The organism is Dyella sp. SG609, assembly GCF_012275375.1.
Classification (GTDB): domain Bacteria; phylum Pseudomonadota; class Gammaproteobacteria; order Xanthomonadales; family Rhodanobacteraceae; genus Dyella_D; species Dyella_D marensis.
The window spans coordinates 168,025-185,428 of sequence record NZ_JAAZQJ010000007.1 but is presented as its reverse complement, the minus strand read 5'-3'; the positions used below and the strand labels follow the sequence as shown (position 1 = coordinate 185,428).

Sequence of the window (17,404 nt, the reverse complement as noted above, 5' to 3'; positions counted from 1 at the left end):
GAGCTAATGCTCGCCTGTCGTGACACCCGGCAACCGCGCCAACGCCAACTGCTTGCGCAGGCTCTGCACCACCCCGCGCGTCGCCGCCGTCAGCGCCATCCCCGACAGGCTCAGCAGATGCACGGGCGTCGGCTCCGGCTCGAACTCCTCGAACACCCGCTGCAGCCGGCTCGCCTTCAAGTCATCCGCGCAGGCGTAGAGCGGCAGCTGCGCCACCCCGGCCCCTTCGCGCGCCGCCACCAGCAGCGTGGACAGATGCCCCGTGCTCAGCGGCCCCGCCGGCTTGCGCACGCGCGCGCCGCGCAAGGTCCAGTGGCGCGAGCCGCCGGCGCTCGGATAACCCAGGCAATGCCGGTCTTCCAGCTGGTCCGGATGCGTCGGCGAACCCAGGCGGCGGAACAGGCGCGGGCTGCCCACCGTCACCATGCGCACGTGGCAGAGCTTGTGCGCCACGATGTCGCCGCGGTCGGGCATCTTGTCGTCCATATGCAGGGCCAGGTCCACGCGCTGCGCCAGCAAGGCCTCGACGCCGCCGTTCATGCTCAGCGCAAGATGCAGGCGCTCGTGCTGCGCGGACACTGCCACCAGCGCCTGCGACAGCAGGTCGCCGGCCAGGTCCGGCACGTCGATGCGCACGCGGCCGCCGGGATTGCCGGCCGCGTCCTGCACCGCATGGATGGCCGCTTCCGCCGACTCGCACATCAGCAGGGCGTGGCGGTACACCTCGTTGCCCAGCGGCGTCACGGCGAAGTGGCGCGCGTTGCGCAACAGCAGCTGCGCGCCGAGCCGCTGCTCCAGCCCGACGATGCGGCGGCTGAGCAGCGAGCGCGTCATGCCGGTCTGCCGGGCCGCGGCGGCGAAACCGCCGGCCTCGATCACGCGGGTCAGCAGGTAGAGGTCGTTGAGGTTGTCGGTCAGGAGCATGGTGCGGATGCGGCCAGGCCAGCGCCGGAGCGGCGACGGTGAGGAGCTTAGGACCGCGCCGGCGGGGTGGACTTTGCCCGGGGGGACCGCCGTTTTGCCTGGGGGGACGATGAAACGGAAGCCGCTATATACTCGTTCCGCTCGTGCGGCCGGATGGCCACGGGCGGTTGGCAGCGGCCTCGGCCGCCCACAGGGGGAAACATGCCAGCGCAGGCGTCACCGCACATCCTGGTGATCGACGATTCGCCGGAAGAACTTCGCCACCTGCAGCAGCTGCTGCGGGGCGAGGGCTATCGCGTGACGCTGGCCACCGACGGACGCCAGGGCTTCCAGCGCGCCATGGCGCTGCAGCCGGACCTGATCCTGCTCGACGTGCGCATGCCGGTGCTCGACGGTTTCGCCACCTGCCGCCTGCTGAAAGAAGCCCCGCGCACGCAGCACGTGCCGGTGATCTTCCTGAGCTCCGCCGGCGCGCTGGAAGAGCGCCTCGAAGGCCTGACCCACGGCGGCGTCGACTACGTGCTCAAGCCCAGCCACCCCGACGAGGTGCTGGCCCGCGTGCGCATCCACCTGCGGCTGGGGCCGCGCGCGCATGCGGCGGCGCCGGCGGATGCCGAGAGTTTCCTGTCGCACGACGAGATCACCCTGCGCGCCGCCGTGCGGCTGATCCGCGAGCAGCTGGCGGCCTTGCCGCCGCTGGAAGAGATCGCGCGCAAGGTGGGCACGCACGACAAGCGCCTCTCGGCGATCTTCCGCCAGCACATGGGCACCACCGTGTTCGCCTGGATCCGCGAGGAGCGCCTGCGCAAAGGCCGCGAGCTGCTGACCGAAACCTCGCTGGGCCTGCAGGACATCGCCGAGAGCGTGGGCTTCCGCAGTTCCTGCAACTTCATCACGGCGTTTCGCGAACGCATGGGCGTGACGCCCAACCAGTTCCGCAAGGCCTCGCACAGCGACGAGCTGGCGACCAGCGAATAGCGCGCCAGCTTCGCGCAAGCATCTGCGCGAGCTGGTTCACAGTTTGCTCGCCACGCGATTGAAGCGGCTGCCAAAATGCGCTTCAGTACGACGCACGCCGCTTTCCTGCGCCGTCCGCAAGCTTTGCCGCATGCCACGCCAACCCGGCGCAGCCGCTTCGGCAAAATCGTCGCCAACTGCAGCGACGCCGGTTTTTCCGCTGAAAAAGCCCTTTTCCCCATCCCTCCCGTGCCAACTGCGGCACGCCAAAGTTTTGGCGCGGCGGCGGCACGTCCCGCCGTGCAATACGCAAGTTCCCGCAGCACCACCTTCCACGCCTTCCCGCGGCAAGCTTACGATCCGCGCCGCTGACGACACCGATTCGGCATCGATGGGAAATGCCGACATTGGCCTGGCTGCCGCGTAGCGTCGCGGAGCCGCCGCCAAAGGGGGTAACCGGTGTCGTCAGCAAGGCTTTCGCGCTGAGGTCGTGACGGCAGCTGCAGGGACTGCCGCCGACACCTCCTCACCCCATCTCTAGCCGCCACAAGGGCGCAACCGTCCTGCTTTTCAGCAGCGGCGGCCAGGGGCTTTTCGCCGTCTGCATGCACTTCTCCGCGCACCGGAGGAGCGGGTACGGCTGCGCCACTTTCCGACCAGGCCGTTCCGCCGCGCGGGACGCCACGAGCATGAGAGTGAACGGATATGTCCGCTTTGCCGGGTAGTTATCGCGGGACAGGGACACGCGCCAGGGCGACGCTGTACCAGAAGCTCTTCGCCTTGCTGGCGCTGCTGCTGCTGGGCATGGCCATGCCGAAAGTGGCGCAGGCAAACGAATGCCGCATGGCCGATCCCAACTCCAAGGGCGCGCACGTCGACGAGATCTGCTGGCTGCAGCTCGACGGCGTCACCTTGAATGCCAATGGCTCGACGCCGCTGACGTTCAACCTGCCCGATGGCTCGACCATGACCTTTACGGTCGACGTCAGCAACGTGGGTTCGAGCGCGGGCCTCAAGGGTGTGCAGGCGCCGAGCTGGACCGGCTCGCAGTTCAGCGGCAGCACCGGCTACTACACCATCTACAAGCCCAATACCGCTGCGCTGTACACCAACACCGGCACTGTCGCCAACGACACCACGGTGGCCTTGCGCGACATCCATCTGTTCGGCCCCAGCGGGGTGGAGAGCACCAACGCGTTCGAGATGGTGGTCGCCGACGGCGAAAGCACCAACAGCAACGAGTATCTCGACTTCGGCGTGGTCTCCGGCGGCAGCACGTTCAACCTGGTGGAATGGCTGGGCGCATCCGCGGCCAACAACCTCACCTATGGCGCGCCGGGCAGCGCGGGCGTGCCGAACACGCCGGCCTCGGCCTGCGCCGGCATGATCGATTGCATCCGCATGGTCGGCAAGAGCGGCACCGCCAACGCCGTGGTGTTCTCGACCACGCGCACCGGCTCGCCGTTCACCGTGATGGGCCAGGTGCACACCAATGCCAGCAGCCTGCAGGGCTTCGCCTTCGGCGTGCGCTGGGGCGGCGTGCGCCTGCGCAAGGCGCTGCCGAATGGCCGCCTGGACGCCAGCGACCAGTTCACCTATCGCGTGATCAACGTGAAGGGCCAGGAGATCATCAATACCTCCACCACCGGCGCGGCCACCGGCAACTACGCCTACATCAGCGGCCAGGCGACCATGCCGGGCAACGTGATCACGCTGAAGGAGGAGATGGCGCCGGGCAGCAAGTCCACGCTGGACCAGTACGACCGCAATATTGTCTGCACCAATGGCAACCCGGGCTCGGCAACGGTGTTGCCCACCGGCACGTTCGATCCCGCCAACCCGCCCAAGGTCGACCTGCAACAGCTGGGCGACCGCGTGGATTGCACGCTCACCAATATCCCGCGCATCGCGGACCTCAAACTGGTGAAGACCGCGCCCGCCACCGTGCAGGCCGGCCAGCCGCTGAGCTACACGCTGGCGATCAGCAACAACGGCACGCACACGGCCACCGGCGCGGTGTTCACCGACGCCCTGCCGGTGGGCATCACCGGCGTCAGCGCCGGCGGCGTGAGCTGCGGCAGCGCCACCAACGGCGCGGTGTGCGGCGCGCTCGGCGTGAATGTCACCGGCAGCGATGCCGCCGGCTACACGGTCACCGGGGCGGTACAGAGCCTGCCCGCCAACAGCAGCGTGGTGGTGACCATCAATGCCACCGCGCCGGTCAGCCTGATCGGCACGCTGAGCAATACCGCCAACGTCAAGCTGGCTTCCACCGATACCACGGTGGGCGAGCCCAGCGCCGACACTGGCGACAACACGTCGACCGCCACCACCACGGTGCAGGGCACGCCCGCGCTGCAGGTGAGCAAGACCGCCACGCTCAACGACACCAACGGCAACGGCAAGGCGGACGTCGGCGAAACCATCAGCTACGCCATCACCGCCACCAACAGCGGCAATCTCACGCTCAATGGCCTGACCGTATCCGACCCGATGGCCGGCGGCACCGCGCTGGCGTGCTCGCCGGCCTCGATCGATCCGGGCAAGAGCGCCAGCTGCGGCAGTTTCGTCTATACGGTGAAGCAGGCCGACGTGGATGCCGGCGTGGCGCTGCACAACGTCGCCACCGTCACCGGCACGCCGCCGGGCGGCGGTTCGCCGGTGACGTCCACCGGCACCACCGATACGCCGGTCGGCGACGTGCAGATCACCGCGAAGAACGACAGCTACAACGTGCCGAACGGCGCCAATGGCGGCAGCACCGGCAACGTGGTCGGCAACGACCAGTTCGGCACCACCACCGGTCCGGCCATCGGCACCGCCAAGGGGCAGGTGACGCTGAGCTGGGGCAGTGTCGGCAATCCGCCGGCCACTGGCGGCTTCACCCTCAATGGCGACGGCACCATCACGGTGAAGCCCGGCACGCCGGCCGGCACCTACAAGATTCCGTACACCATCTGCGATGCCGCGCAGGCCTCCAATTGTTCGACCGCCGAAGCGGATGTGACGGTGGGCGCGGCAGCGATCGCCGCCACGCCCGACAGCTACACCGGCATCGACGGCGGCGTGGGGCAGGCCAATGCCGGCAACGTGCTGGATAACGACACCCTCAATGGGGTGAAGACCACCCCGTCCACCGTCAACCTGACGGTGACCACGCCGGCCAGCAACCCGAACGTGAAGCTCGACCCGGCGACGGGCGAAGTGTCGGTCGCCCCGGGTACGCCCGCTGGCACCTACACCATCACCTACCAGATCTGCGAGAAGCTCAACCCGAGCAACTGCGCCAGCACCACGGCCAGCGTCACCGTCGCCGCCGGCAAGATCGCCGCGGCCAACGACAACTACACGGGCATCAACAGCAGCCTCGGCAATGCAAACGTCGGCAACGTGCTGGGCAACGACACGCTCAACGGCAGCGCGGCGGCGGTCTCGACGGTCACGCTGAGCGTCACCTCGCCGGCCAGCAACCCGAACGTGAAGCTCGATCCGGCGACCGGTGAAGTGTCGGTCGCTCCGGGCACGCCGGCCGGCACGTACACCATCGGCTACCAGATCTGCGAAAAGCTCAACCCGAGCAACTGCGCCACCGCCACCGCGACCGCCACGGTGGTGGCCGGCCCGATCACCGCGGGCAGCGACAATTACTCCGGCGTTTCCGGCGCGGGCAACCCGTCGGTGGGCAATGCGCTGGACAACGACACGCTCAACGGCGCCAAGGCCACGCCGTCCACCGTCAACGTGACGGTGACCACGCCGGCCAGCAACCCGAACGTGAAGCTGGATCCGGCCACCGGCAATGTCTCGGTGGCGCCGGGCACGCCGGCCGGCACGTACACCATCGGCTACCAGATCTGCGACAAGATCAACCCCGCCAGCTGCGCCAGCGCCACGATCAGCGTGATCGTCGCCGCCGGCAAGATCGTCGCCACCAATGACGCCTACACCGGCATCGATGGCGGCGTGGGCCAGCCGAACGCCGGCAACGTGCTGGACAACGACACGCTCGACGGCGTGAAGGCCACTCCGTCCACCGTCAACCTGACGGTGACGGCGCCGGCCAGCAACCCGAACGTGAAACTCGATCCGGCCACCGGCCAGGTCTCGGTCGCACCGGGCACGCCGGCCGGCACGTACAGCATCGGCTACCAGATCTGCGAGAAGCTCAACCCGGCCAACTGCGCCACCGCGACGGCGAACGTCACCGTCATCGCCGGCAAGATCGTCGCCACCGGCGACAACTACACCGGCATCGATGGCGGCAACGGCAATCCGTCGGTCGGCAACGTGCTGGACAACGACACGCTCAACGGCACGAAGGTCACGCCGTCGACGGTGACGGTGTCGGTCACCACCCCGCCGGGCAACCCCAACGTCAAACTGGACCCGGCGACGGGCAATGTCTCGGTGGCCCCGGGCACGCCGGCCGGCACGTACACCATCACCTACCAGATCTGCGAAAAGCTCAATCCCGGCAACTGCAGTTCCGCCACGGCCAGCGTCACGGTCGCCGCCGGCAAGATCGCCGCCACCGACGACAGCTACACCGGCATCGACGGCGGCGCCGGCAAGCCGAACGCGGGCAATGTGCTGGACAACGACACGCTCGATGGCGCCAAGGCCACGCCGGCCAACGTCAACCTCACGGTGACCACGCCGGCGAGCAACCCGAACGTGCAGCTGGATCCCGCCACCGGCCAGGTCTCGGTCGCTCCGGGCACGCCGGCCGGCACGTACTCCATCACCTATCGAATCTGCGAGAAGCTCAATCCGGCCAACTGCAAGAGCGCCGTCGCCACGGTAGCGGTGGTCTCGCTGCCGCTGCAGGCGGTGAACGACGACTACCGCACCACGCCGGTCAACGGCGCCACCGGCGGCACGCCCGGCAAGGTGCTGGGCAACGACACCCAGGGCGGCGCGGTCATCGGCGATCCCGGCCGCGTGATCACCACCCTGGTGGACAACGGCGGCCTGAAGGGCGCTTCGATCGGCCCGGACGGCAGCGTGATCGTGCCGGCGGGCACCGCGCGCGGCACCTACACGCTGAGCTACCGCATCTGCGACACGCTGCTGCGCACCAACTGCAGCACGGCCTCGATCACCCTGGCGGTGAGCGACGATGCGCTGCTGCACGTGAGCAAGCAGGCCACGCCGCAGACGGTGAAGGTGGGCGACGTGGTGCGCTACACGCTGACCATCCAGAACACCGGCAAGGCCGACGTGCACCAGGCGGTGCTGGCCGATACCCCGCCGGTGGGCTTCACCCTGGTGGCCGATTCGCTCAACGTCGGCAACTCCGGCGGGCGCCTGGCCGGCAGCAGTCCGATCCGCGTCGAAGGCATCGACGTCGGCGCCGGCAAGAGCATCACGGTGGTGTATCTGATGCGCGTCGGTCCCGGCGCGTCGGCCCGCGGCGAGTACGTCAACACCGCGCAGATGCTGCTCAACGGCGTGCTCACCAGCAACGTGGCGCAGGCCAAGGTGCAGCGCGATGCCGATCCGCTGTTCGAGGACAGCCGCGCCTTCGGCACCGTGTTCGACGACCGCAACGGCGACGGCTGGCAGGCCAGCGCCACCGCCGACGGCCTGCGCGTGCAGGGCGGCTTCGCCCCGGGCGCGTACATCGCCGGTTCCACCACGGTGGACCGCGGGCAGGGCCCGCAGCCGGAGGCGGATGCGAGCGCGCCGCTGCTGCATGGCATCGCCCTGGGTTCGCTGCGCGGCCGCGATACGGTGGCGCAGCCGGAAGACCTGCGCCGCATCGTGATCTCGCAGCGCCTGCGCCGTGCCGAGTTCACCGGCGATTTCCAGCTGACCAGCGCGGAAGGCACCACGGTGCGCCTGCGCAGCGGCGGCCAGAGCGATACGGCGCTGAGCGGCGATGCGGCTTCGGGCCATTCCGCGGAGAAGCTGACGGTGGAACGCCGCGTCAGCACCGAAGCGGACGGCAACCTGCGCGTGGACTACGTGATCGTCAACCGCGGCGTCGACGAGCGCGGCATTCCCGGCGTGCGCATCGGCACGGTGGAAGGCAACCTGATCGAGACCGACGCCTACGGCCGCTTCCACCTGGAAGGCATCGACGTGCCGAACATGGCGCGCGGCCGCAACTTCATCATGAAGGTCGACGCGGCCACGCTGCCGCCGGACAGCGAGTTCACCACGCCGAACCCGCAGGTGAAGCGCATTACCCAGGGTATTCCGGCGCGCTTCGACTTCGGCGTGAAGCTGCCGGTGCAGACCTTGCCGGCGCCGCAGAACGAGCAGCCGGGTGGACCACCGGAGCGCGCCGCCACGCGTGGCGACCAGCAGACGGGAGGGCAGCCATGAACGCCCGCCGCTCTCACTCTCCGACCAAGGCCAACCGGACCATGCAGATCAGGACGCTGGACGCCGCCATTCTCGGCGTGCTCATCGCGGGCGCCTGGACGCCCGCCCAGGCGCAGTCGGCTAACGCCGCTGCCATTGCCACCACCACCACCGCCGCGCAAAGCGCACCGGCGGCGCGCGGCCGCTACAGCCTGGATCTGCCCAACGGCGGCCTGATCTGGGCCACCGAGGATCCGGCGCTGACCTCGCCCCTGCTCAATGTGCAGGGCAGCGCGGTGGCCGCGTTCGAGCACGGCCAGGTCACCGAGCCCGTGCGCTTCCAGGTGTACAGCAACTACGACGCGTTCATCCGCAAGATGCAGATCAGCATCTACCGGAGCGACGACACCAACCTGACCGCACCGCTGGCAACGGTGGACGTCGCTCCCGGCGCGGTGGTGCAGGCGAGCTGGGACGGCAAGCTGCCGGCCGGCATCTCCCTGCAGGCGGGCCAGCAACTCAGCTACGTGCTGCGCGCCTGGGGCGAGGACGGCAGCGTGGATGAAACCTATCCGCGCAGCTTGCAGCTGGTGCGGCCGGAAGACCGGCAGCGCTCGCTGGAGCAGCGCCGGCAGGGCGCCACCGGTGAGTTGCGCTCGATGAGCGCGAGCCAGCTGGAGGACCGCGAGCTGCTCGACAGCACCTTCGGCGGCAATGCGCTGCGGCGGCAGAACATCGCCATCCGCGGTTCGCGCGTGCGGGTCTACGGGCAGAACGTGCCGGACCAGTACGCCGTGACCATCGCCGGGCAGAGCGTGCCGGTGGACCAGCAGCGCAAGTTCGTCGCCGAGTATCTGCTGCCGACGGGGTCGCACACGCTCGACGTCGCCCTGCGCGGCGCGGGCGGTGCTGCCAGCCACTATCCGCTGGCGGTGAATGTGCGCGACAACTATCTGTTCGCGGTGGCGATTGCCGACCTCACCGCGTCGAAGAGTTCGGTCAGCGGCACGGGTGCTTCCGCCTTGACGGTGGATCCGCGCTACCGCGACGGCTTCCTCGACGAAGGGCGCCTGGCCTTCTATATGAAGGGCAAGCTGGAAGGGCGCTATCTGTTCACCGCCCAGGCCGACACCACGGAACGCAACACGGGCAGCCTGTTCAACGGCTTCTTCAAGGCCGATCCGAAGGACGTGTTCCGCCGCCTCGATCCGAACATGTACTACCCGGTGTACGGCGACGACTCGACCACGTACCGCGACATCGACACCCAGGGCAAGCTGTACCTGCGCCTGGACTGGGACAAGAGCCAGGCGCTGTGGGGCAACTACCAGACCGGCTTCACCGGCACGCAGTACGCGCAGTACGTGCGCAGCCTGTACGGTGCGGCGATCGACTGGCGCAGCCGCGAAGCCACGCCGTTGGGCGATCCGAACACGCTGCTGAAGGCGTTCGCGTCGCAGGCGCAGACGGTGCTGGGCCATACCGAGTTCCTCGGCACCGGCGGCAGCCTGTACTACCTGCGCAACACCGACATCCTGCCGGGTTCGGACCAGGTGGTGCTGGAAGTGCGCGATCCGGCCACCGGCAGCGTGGTGTCGCGCGTCACCCTGGTGCGCGGCGTCGACTACGACATCAACGAGATGCAGGGCCGCCTGCTGCTGACCCGGCCGCTGGCGCAGATCGCCCAGGCCAATGTCAGCACCTTGTTCCGCGATCGCCCGCAGGGCGGCTACGAGAATCACCTGCTGGCCGATTACGAGTACGTGCCCAGCGGTTTCGACAGCAACGACGTCACCGCGGGCATCCGCGCCAAGCACTGGTTCGGCGAGCACGTGGCGGTGGGCGGCACTTATGTCGACGAAGGCCGTTCGAGTGACGACTACTCGCTGAAGGGCGCGGACGTCACGCTGCAGGCGGGGCGCGGCACCTATCTGAAAGTGGAGCGCTCGCACAGCGATGCCGCGGTGGCGCCGATCTACTACTCGGACAACGGCGGCCTGAGCTTTATCCGCACCAATCCCGTGACATCGGGCAGCCGCGGCGGCAATGCCGCGGCGGTGGATGCGCACGCGGATCTGCGCGAACTGGGCTGGAGCGCGCGCGAGTGGACGGTGGGTGCATGGTGGCGCGACGTCGATGCCGGCTATTCGGTGGCGCGTGCCGACCAGGGCCTGGCCGTCAAGGAATACGGCGCGGAGTTCGCCGGGCAGATCCAGGACGGCCTGCGCCTGTCCGGGCGCTACAGCTATGCCAAGCGCGGTAACGATGCGCTGGAGCAGGGACAGGTGCAGCTGGATTGGCAGCTGGCGGAGAAGTCGGACCTGATCGCGGAGATCCGCCGCGTCACCGAGACCTACCAGTTGCGCAGCGGCACCGGCACCTTGGCGGCCCTCGGTTATACGCAGCGCATCGGCAGCTCGCTCGATGTGTATGCCACGGGGCAGGTGACGTTGAACAACGACAACGGCGCGTATCCGACCAACGATGCGGTGACCGTGGGCGCGAAGTACCAGTTCGGCGACCTGTCCAATGCGGGGGCGGAAGTCACGCGCGGTTCGCGCGGCAATGCGGCGCAGGTCAACGGCGAGTACCGCCTCAATCCCGATCACTCGCTGTATGGCGCGTACACCTATTCGGTGGACAGCACCGCGCTGTACAACGATTCCAGCCTGCTGTCGCAGGCACCGGACGGCCTGACCCTGGGCCAGCGCTGGCGCGTGACGGACAAGACCAACCTCTATAACGAGAGCCAGTGGCTGAAATCCGGCCCGGACACCGGCATCGGCCATACCTTCGGCATGGATTTCTATCCGAGCCTGGGCTGGACGCTGGGCTTCACCCTGCAGGATGGCCAGCTCGATGCGGCCAGCGGGGCAGGGCGCGTCAACCGCCATGCGGGCAGCCTCAACGCCGGCCTGACCGACGCCTCCACCAGCTGGGCCAGCAAGCTGGAATACCGCCGCGACCGCGGCGCCGAGCAGCGCGACCAGTGGGTCACCACGCACCGGATCAGCTACAAGATCAACGAGTCGTGGCAGGTGGCCGGCCGCATCAACTGGTCGCGCACCAGCGACAAGGTGGACCCGAGCAACAACGCGCGCTTCAACGAGACCAATGTCGGTTTCGCCTGGCGTCCGTGGAACAGCGTGCGCTGGACGGTGCTGGGCAAGTACACCTACCTGTACGACCTGTCCTCGCCGGGCCAGACCGAGTCCGACAGCTACTACGACCAGCGTTCGAGCGTGTTCTCGCTGGAAGGTGTGTACCGGCTGGATACGCAGTGGGAGTTCGCGGCGAAGCTGGCCACCCGCGAAGGCGAGGCTCGCGAGGGCCGCGGCACCGGGGCGTGGTACGACAACCGGGCGACGATGCTGGCGGGGCAGGCGCGCCGCTACGTGATGGGCGGGTTCAGCGTGATGGGCGAGTACCGCGTGCTGCGCGCGTCCGAGGGCGGCACCCGCAAGGGCTGGCTGGCCAGCGTGGACTATGACGTCAGCAAGCATTTCCGCATGGGGCTGGGTTACAACTTCACTGATTTCAACGATGACATGACCAAGCTGGGCTACCGCTATAAGGGCGTGTTCCTCAACGTGGTCGGCTATTACTGAGCGAGCTTGATGCCCGGGCGCCATGCCTGCGCGAGGGGGCATGGTGGGGGAGACGTCCGTCCCTGTTTTCTCCGCTCGCGCCTGGGCGTCTTTTTTTGCTACCCCCAAGTTTCTCGCAACCTGTCATCCAGTGGCGGTGTCGCTTGATGTTGCGTTGGCGCTTGGGTGTCTCGCCGTTGGCGAGTGTTTCGCCCCGCTGCCGCGGGGCGAGTTACTTTTTCTCTGCGTGCCCAGAGAAAAAGTAACCAAAAAGAGAGGGCACCCTGCTTGGCGCCCTCACCGCCGGCGCCAAGGGGACCCGGTAGATCAAGAGCAGAAGCGCACCAGTGGAACGCCGCGGCTGCGCCGCACGCTCTTCGTTCGATTATCGCCTCACGCTACATCCCCCTCTCCCCTCCGGGGAGAGGGTCGGGGTGAGGGGCCGGCCGGAGCGCTGAGCTGAGGCTCGCAACAAGCCCTCTTCGCTACACCTCTAAGCAAACAAATCACCCGCCGGCGGATACGTCACGGCGCCGTCCGCATGCGGTCTCGCACGCTCGGTAAGCTCGGCAGTTTCCACGTGCCCTGGCCCCAGGATATGCAACACCGTTTCGCCGCGCGCCAGCAGGTAATCGGTGACGATGCGCCGATGGCAGCGCCACCACACCGCTTCCGAACACATCACGGCGCAGCGCTGCTCGCGGCCCAGGCCGATCAGCGTTTCCAGCCCGACCTGGAAGACATGGGTCAAGGCATAGTCGGCGTAGTTGTGAAAGCTCTGGTGTGTCCAGTAGCCATTCGTCTCGACCGGCACCGTTTCGGATTTGCGCCGCCGGCCGCCGAGTTCGGCCAGGTGCCGATAGGCGATGCCTTCGGCCGCCAGGGACGCTGGCAGCACGTCGTCATTGAATGATGGGTTGGTGCGCGAGCGCGGAAACGCCCTGACATCCGCCATCAGGCCCACCTCGTTTTCGTGCAGCAGCGCGATGAAGTCCGCAAGACTCCGGTTGGAATGGCCAATCGTGAAAAATGGCAAAGCCATGCAGCGCTCCATCGTCGATACGCGATCCAATCCTGCCCCATGCCCGTCGATTTGGACGTCTAATTTTCATCGACTGCATGTGATCCGACCAGCGATTCCTGCCGCGAACACAAGCCATTGCATGCGGATGTTGCATCGCAGCTTGATCTCATGGGCATGCCCAACCAATGATTCGGGCCTCGCTCATATTTGTATGATTAACTGACTATCTGGGGACGTCAGGGGAGTACAACGACTTGAGCCCGTCGCGCTCGATGCGCGACGGAGCAGCACGGTTCGAACACCCGCCCAGCACCATCCGAGCTTCGCAGCGAGTTTCCCCGGACGGGCGGCGCGCCTCCCCCAGGTTTCTGCGCGCCGCCCGTCGTTTTTTTGAATGCCGCCTGGAGAGAGTCGATGAAAGTGTTTTCCGCAACGATGACCCGCCTCGCCATCTGTGTCGCCGTGAGCTTCGCCACGGCGGCGTCGGCCGAGGACGTCAAGCCGGAATGGTCCAGCGCGGCCGTGCCGCAGATGGGCTTCAATAACTGGAATTCCACCCACTGCCGCGACGAATTCAACGAAGACATGATCCGCGGCGTGGCGGACAAGATGATCAGCAGCGGCCTGCGCGACGCCGGCTATCGCCATATCAACCTCGACGACTGCTGGGCCGACTGGCAGCGCGACAAGCAGGGCAACCTGCAGCCGAACCTCAAGCGCTTTCCGCACGGCATCAAGGCGCTGGCCGATTACGTGCACTCCAAGGGTTTCGCCTTCGGCCTGTATTCCAGCGCCGGCACCAACACCTGCGAACCGCACCAGGCCAACCGCGGCTTCCCCGGCGGCCTGGGCCACGAGAAGCAGGACGCGGCATTCTTCGCCTCCGTGGGCGCGGACTATCTGAAGTACGACAACTGCAATAACGAGAAGAAGCCCGCCAAGGAGCGCTACGCCGCCATGGGCGAAGCGCTGCGCGCCACCGGCCGGCCGATCTTCTACAGCCTGTGCGAGTGGGGCGAGAACAAGGCCTGGCTGTGGGGCACCGACCCGGCTGTCGGCGCCTCGTCGTGGCGCACCACCGGCGACATCAGCGACAAGTACGACTCGATGCTGAAGATCTTCAAGGAGAACGTGGTTCTCGACGCCTATGCCGGCCCCGGCCACTGGAACGACCCTGACATGCTGGAAGTGGGCAACGGCGGCATGACCGACGTGGAGTACCGCTCGCACTTCAGCCTGTGGTCGATCATGGCCGCGCCGCTGCTGATCGGCACGGACCTTCGCAAGATCAGCCCGTCCGCGCTGGAAATCCTCTTGAACAAGGACGTGATTGCGGTGGACCAGGACCCGCTGGGCAAGCAGGGCAAGCAGGTGCGCGATGCCAAGGGCATCCATGTGATCGTCAAGCCGCTGAAGGATGGCAGCAGTGCGGTGGCGGTGTTCAACGAAGGCGATGCCGCGCAGGACGTGGCGGTAACGGCCCGGGAAGTGGGGCTGAAGGCCGGCAAGTACCGCATGCGCGATCTGTGGAAGCACGCCGATGCGCAGGGCGACGGCTCCATCAAGGTGAAGCTGGAGCCGCATGCGACGGTGATGTACCGGATCTCGGCGATGTAAGCCGGCCGGCCATCCGGCGCCGACGTTGGCGTAGGTTGGGGTGAGCGCAGCGAGCCCCAACATGGCACCTGCCAAGACCTGGCTGTTGGGGTTCGCTGCGCTCACCCCAACCTACGCCGGTCGCGGGTGCCGCAAAAAGTTGGCAAGATCGCGCCGCCATACACCATTGCCACCCCGCCAAGGACGCGCCCTCCATGAGGAAGCCGAACCCCGTTCGCAACCTGTACGGACACGTGATGCAGGAGATCGGCCAGCGCATCGTCAGCGGCCAGGTCAAGCCGGGCGAGGTGTTGCCGCGCGAAGAGACCCTGGCCGAAAGCCTCAAGGTCAGCCGCACCGCCTTGCGCGAGGCGATGAAGGTGCTGTCGGCCAAGGGCCTGATCGAATCGCGCGCCGGCGTCGGCGCGCGCGTGCAGGAGCCGCGCCACTGGAACCAGCTCGACGCCGACGTGCTGGCCTGGCGCTGCGCTTCCATGCCCACCGACGATTTCATCGACAAGCTGGTGGAAATGCGCGAAGTCATCGAGCCGGCGGCTGCGGCCGCCGCGGCGCGCCGCCGCACCGATGCGCAGCTGGCCGAGATCCAGTCCGCCTACGAGGCGATGGACGCGGCGCAGACACTGGAGGCCTGGGCCGAAGCCGACCTGCGCTTCCACGAAGCCGTGCTGCAGGCCACCGGCAACGAGCTGCTGTCCTCGCTGTTCGCGGTGATCGATACTGCGCTGGGCACCTTCTTCGTGCTGTCCGCGCGCAACGCCACCGATTTCCGCTATTCGCTGCCGCACCACCAGAAGGTGCTGGAGGCGATCCGCCGCAAGCAGCCCAAGCTGGCGCACGCGGCCGTGCACGCCATGATCGGCGACTCCCTGGCCAATGTGCGGCGCAGCCGCGGCAAGGCGCGCAAGGCCGGAGCGTAAAGCGGCGGGTGCGGTGGCTGGTGATGTAGAGTCCCGGCCCATGCAGGTCTTCGAAACCATCCTGGTGCTTCTGCTCGGCGCAGCGGTTGTCTCCTCGTTCGCCAAGCGCATCAATATTCCCTATCCGGTGCTGCTGGCGGTGGGCGGCGCCTTGCTGGCCTGCCTGCCGGATCCGCCGAAGCTGGAATTCCCGCCCGACCTGGTGCTGGTGCTGTTCGTCGCACCGGTGCTGATGGACGCCGCCTTCGACACTTCGCTGCGCGACCTGCGCGCGATGTGGCTGCCGGTGCTGTCGCTGGTGCTGGTGGCGGTGGTGCTCACCACGGTGGCGGTGGCGCTGGCGGCCCGCTGGCTGTTTCCGGATATGCCGTGGGCGGCCGCCATCGCGCTGGGTGCGCTGCTGGCGCCGCCGGACGCGGTGGCCGCCACCGCGATCCTGCGCCGGCTGCCGGTGCCGCTGCGCATGCGCATGGTGCTGGAAGGCGAGAGCCTGCTGAACGACGCGTCGGCGCTACTGATCTATCGCCTTGCCGTGAGTGCGGTGGCGGCGGGCGGATTTCACGCGGCGGATGCCTTGCCGATGTTCGTCCTGGTGGTGTTCGGCAGCGTGCTGTTCGGCCTGGCGCTGACCTGGCCGATCACCCGCTTCATGCGGCATTTCGAGGAAGCGCCCAGCGCGGTGATCTTCCAGTTCGGCCTGACCTTCGGCATCTGGCTGCTCAGCGAGCGCCTGCGGCTGTCGCCGATCGTGGCCGTGGTGACCTTCGCGCTGACCATGTCGCGGCTGAGCACGCGGCCGATGCAGACGCATATCCGCACCGCGTCGTTCCCGATCTGGGAAACGGCGACCGTGGTGCTCAACGTGCTGGCGTTCACCCTGGTCGGCCTGCAGCTGGGTCCGATCCTGGAGAGGTCGAGCGCAGGCGAGCGGCTGCACTCGCTGGGCATGGCCATGGTGATCCTGGCGGTGGTGATCGGGGTGCGCCTGGCGTGGGTGTTCGTGCACCACCTGCTGGTGCGCCTCAACAGCCTGCGCCGCAGCCAGTCCGGCAAGCCCGGGCCGCCGGCCACCTTGAAGGGCGCGGCCGTGATCGGCTGGTCGGGCATGCGCGGCATCGTCACCTTGGCCGCGGCGATGGCGCTGCCGGTGGGATTTCCGTATCGCGATTTCATCCAGCTGACCGCCTTCGTGGTGGTGCTGGGCACGCTGGTGATCCAGGGCCTGACCTTGGGCCCGCTGCTGAAGCTGGTGCGCCTGCCGTCGGACGGCACCGTGCAGCGCGAACTGCAACTGGCGCGAGCCACCGCGATCCGCGCCGCGATGGACGAGCTGCCCGCGGATCCGACGCCGGCATCGATGCGCGTGCGCGCCGAACTTGCCGCGGCGCTGGAGAACGTCGAACGCGGCCGCGCCCCCGGCGGCCACGAAGACAACGTGCTGCGCCGCTGCCTGGTGGCGAAGTCCCGCCACGCGGTGCAGGACCTGCGCCTGTCCGGTGCGATCGGCGACGATGCGTTCCGGCAGGTCGAGGCCGAGCTCGACTGGGTCGAGCTGAGCACGGGCGAGCCGGAGCGTCCGGCCTGAAACGCCGCCGCGCCGGCGGGCTTCGTCACGCCGGTCGTGATTTTGCGTCATGCATGGCGCGCGATTGCTCTGTCTATGCAAAAGATCGGCGTGAAACGCGGGAATCCGGACCCGACCTCATCAGCGCGCCGCACCGGTCCCGATCGCTTGCCGCCAACCGCAAGTGCACTCACTGGCTGGGACATGGGCGCTCACTTCGTCGCGTTCGCCATGCTTTGCATACGGCGCCAGGCGTACTGCCCGCGAAATCAACGTGAATAAGCGGATGCGTAAAGCAGTGACCTTACGCACACCTTACGCGGGTAATATTTTTCGTATGATGGTCCGACAAGGGACAGGGGTGTCTCGCCTTGCTGGCTACCGACACCGGCATCTGCCGGCCGCCGTCCGACGTGTTTGAAGACACTGGCGCTCGCATGGAGCAGCGCCGGAGGGGGATCGTGAGTTCTTCAACTGGCAGGGCCGATGTGTTCAGGCAACCCAT

General features: G+C 67.7%; 9 protein-coding genes. 6 read left to right on the top strand and 3 right to left on the bottom strand.

The features are described from left to right. Nucleotides 1-3: 3 nt before the first annotated feature. A complete protein-coding gene (locus FHW85_RS14455) occupies nucleotides 4-924 on the bottom strand; it encodes a LysR family transcriptional regulator (protein WP_167256174.1) in 921 nt (306 codons plus the stop codon). A gap of 201 nt (nucleotides 925-1,125) precedes the next feature. Between FHW85_RS14455 and FHW85_RS14450 the strand changes: the two genes are divergently transcribed. Next, on the top strand, nucleotides 1,126-1,902 hold the full coding sequence (locus FHW85_RS14450; RefSeq protein ID WP_167256172.1) for a response regulator: 777 nt from the start codon (nucleotides 1,126-1,128) through the stop codon (nucleotides 1,900-1,902). A gap of 36 nt (nucleotides 1,903-1,938) precedes the next feature. On the opposite strand, the gene FHW85_RS14445 is transcribed toward FHW85_RS14450, so the two are convergent. Further along, nucleotides 1,939-2,289: a hypothetical protein gene (locus tag FHW85_RS14445; protein WP_168648708.1), complete on the bottom strand. Its 351-nt coding sequence runs from the start codon at nucleotides 2,287-2,289 to the stop codon at nucleotides 1,939-1,941. A gap of 297 nt (nucleotides 2,290-2,586) precedes the next feature. Here FHW85_RS14445 and FHW85_RS14440 point away from each other — a divergent pair, with 297 nt between their 5' ends. Together FHW85_RS14440 and FHW85_RS14435 are read left to right on the top strand one after the other, a co-directional pair. Continuing rightward, the gene (locus tag FHW85_RS14440) at nucleotides 2,587-8,211 is read left to right on the top strand and encodes a DUF11 domain-containing protein (protein ID WP_168648707.1); all 5,625 of its coding nucleotides are present in this window, start codon (nucleotides 2,587-2,589) and stop codon (nucleotides 8,209-8,211) included. Then, a complete protein-coding gene (locus tag FHW85_RS14435; protein WP_168648706.1) occupies nucleotides 8,208-11,798 on the top strand; it encodes a hypothetical protein in 3,591 nt (1,196 codons plus the stop codon). The genes FHW85_RS14440 and FHW85_RS14435 overlap by 4 nt, the downstream gene beginning before the upstream one ends. Before the next feature lie 472 nt (nucleotides 11,799-12,270). Here the strand turns inward: FHW85_RS14435 and FHW85_RS14430 are convergent, their stop codons facing one another. Next, complete coding sequence (locus FHW85_RS14430) at nucleotides 12,271-12,819, bottom strand: DUF488 domain-containing protein (RefSeq protein ID WP_168648705.1); 549 nt, start codon at nucleotides 12,817-12,819, stop codon at nucleotides 12,271-12,273. 396 nt (nucleotides 12,820-13,215) lie between these two features. Here FHW85_RS14430 and FHW85_RS14425 point away from each other — a divergent pair, with 396 nt between their 5' ends. The 3 genes from FHW85_RS14425 to FHW85_RS14415 all read left to right on the top strand — a co-directional run bounded on the left by FHW85_RS14425 (nucleotide 13,216) and on the right by FHW85_RS14415 (nucleotide 16,920). Beyond that, nucleotides 13,216-14,418, top strand: a complete 1,203-nt coding sequence (locus tag FHW85_RS14425; RefSeq protein ID WP_208399779.1) for a glycoside hydrolase family 27 protein — start codon at nucleotides 13,216-13,218, stop codon at nucleotides 14,416-14,418. A gap of 194 nt (nucleotides 14,419-14,612) precedes the next feature. Beyond that, a complete protein-coding gene (locus FHW85_RS14420; RefSeq protein ID WP_168648704.1) occupies nucleotides 14,613-15,335 on the top strand; it encodes a FadR/GntR family transcriptional regulator in 723 nt (240 codons plus the stop codon). A 40-nt stretch (nucleotides 15,336-15,375) separates the two neighbouring features. Continuing rightward, on the top strand, nucleotides 15,376-16,920 hold the full coding sequence (locus tag FHW85_RS14415) for a sodium:proton antiporter (RefSeq protein WP_168648703.1): 1,545 nt from the start codon (nucleotides 15,376-15,378) through the stop codon (nucleotides 16,918-16,920). Nucleotides 16,921-17,404 lie beyond the last annotated feature (484 nt).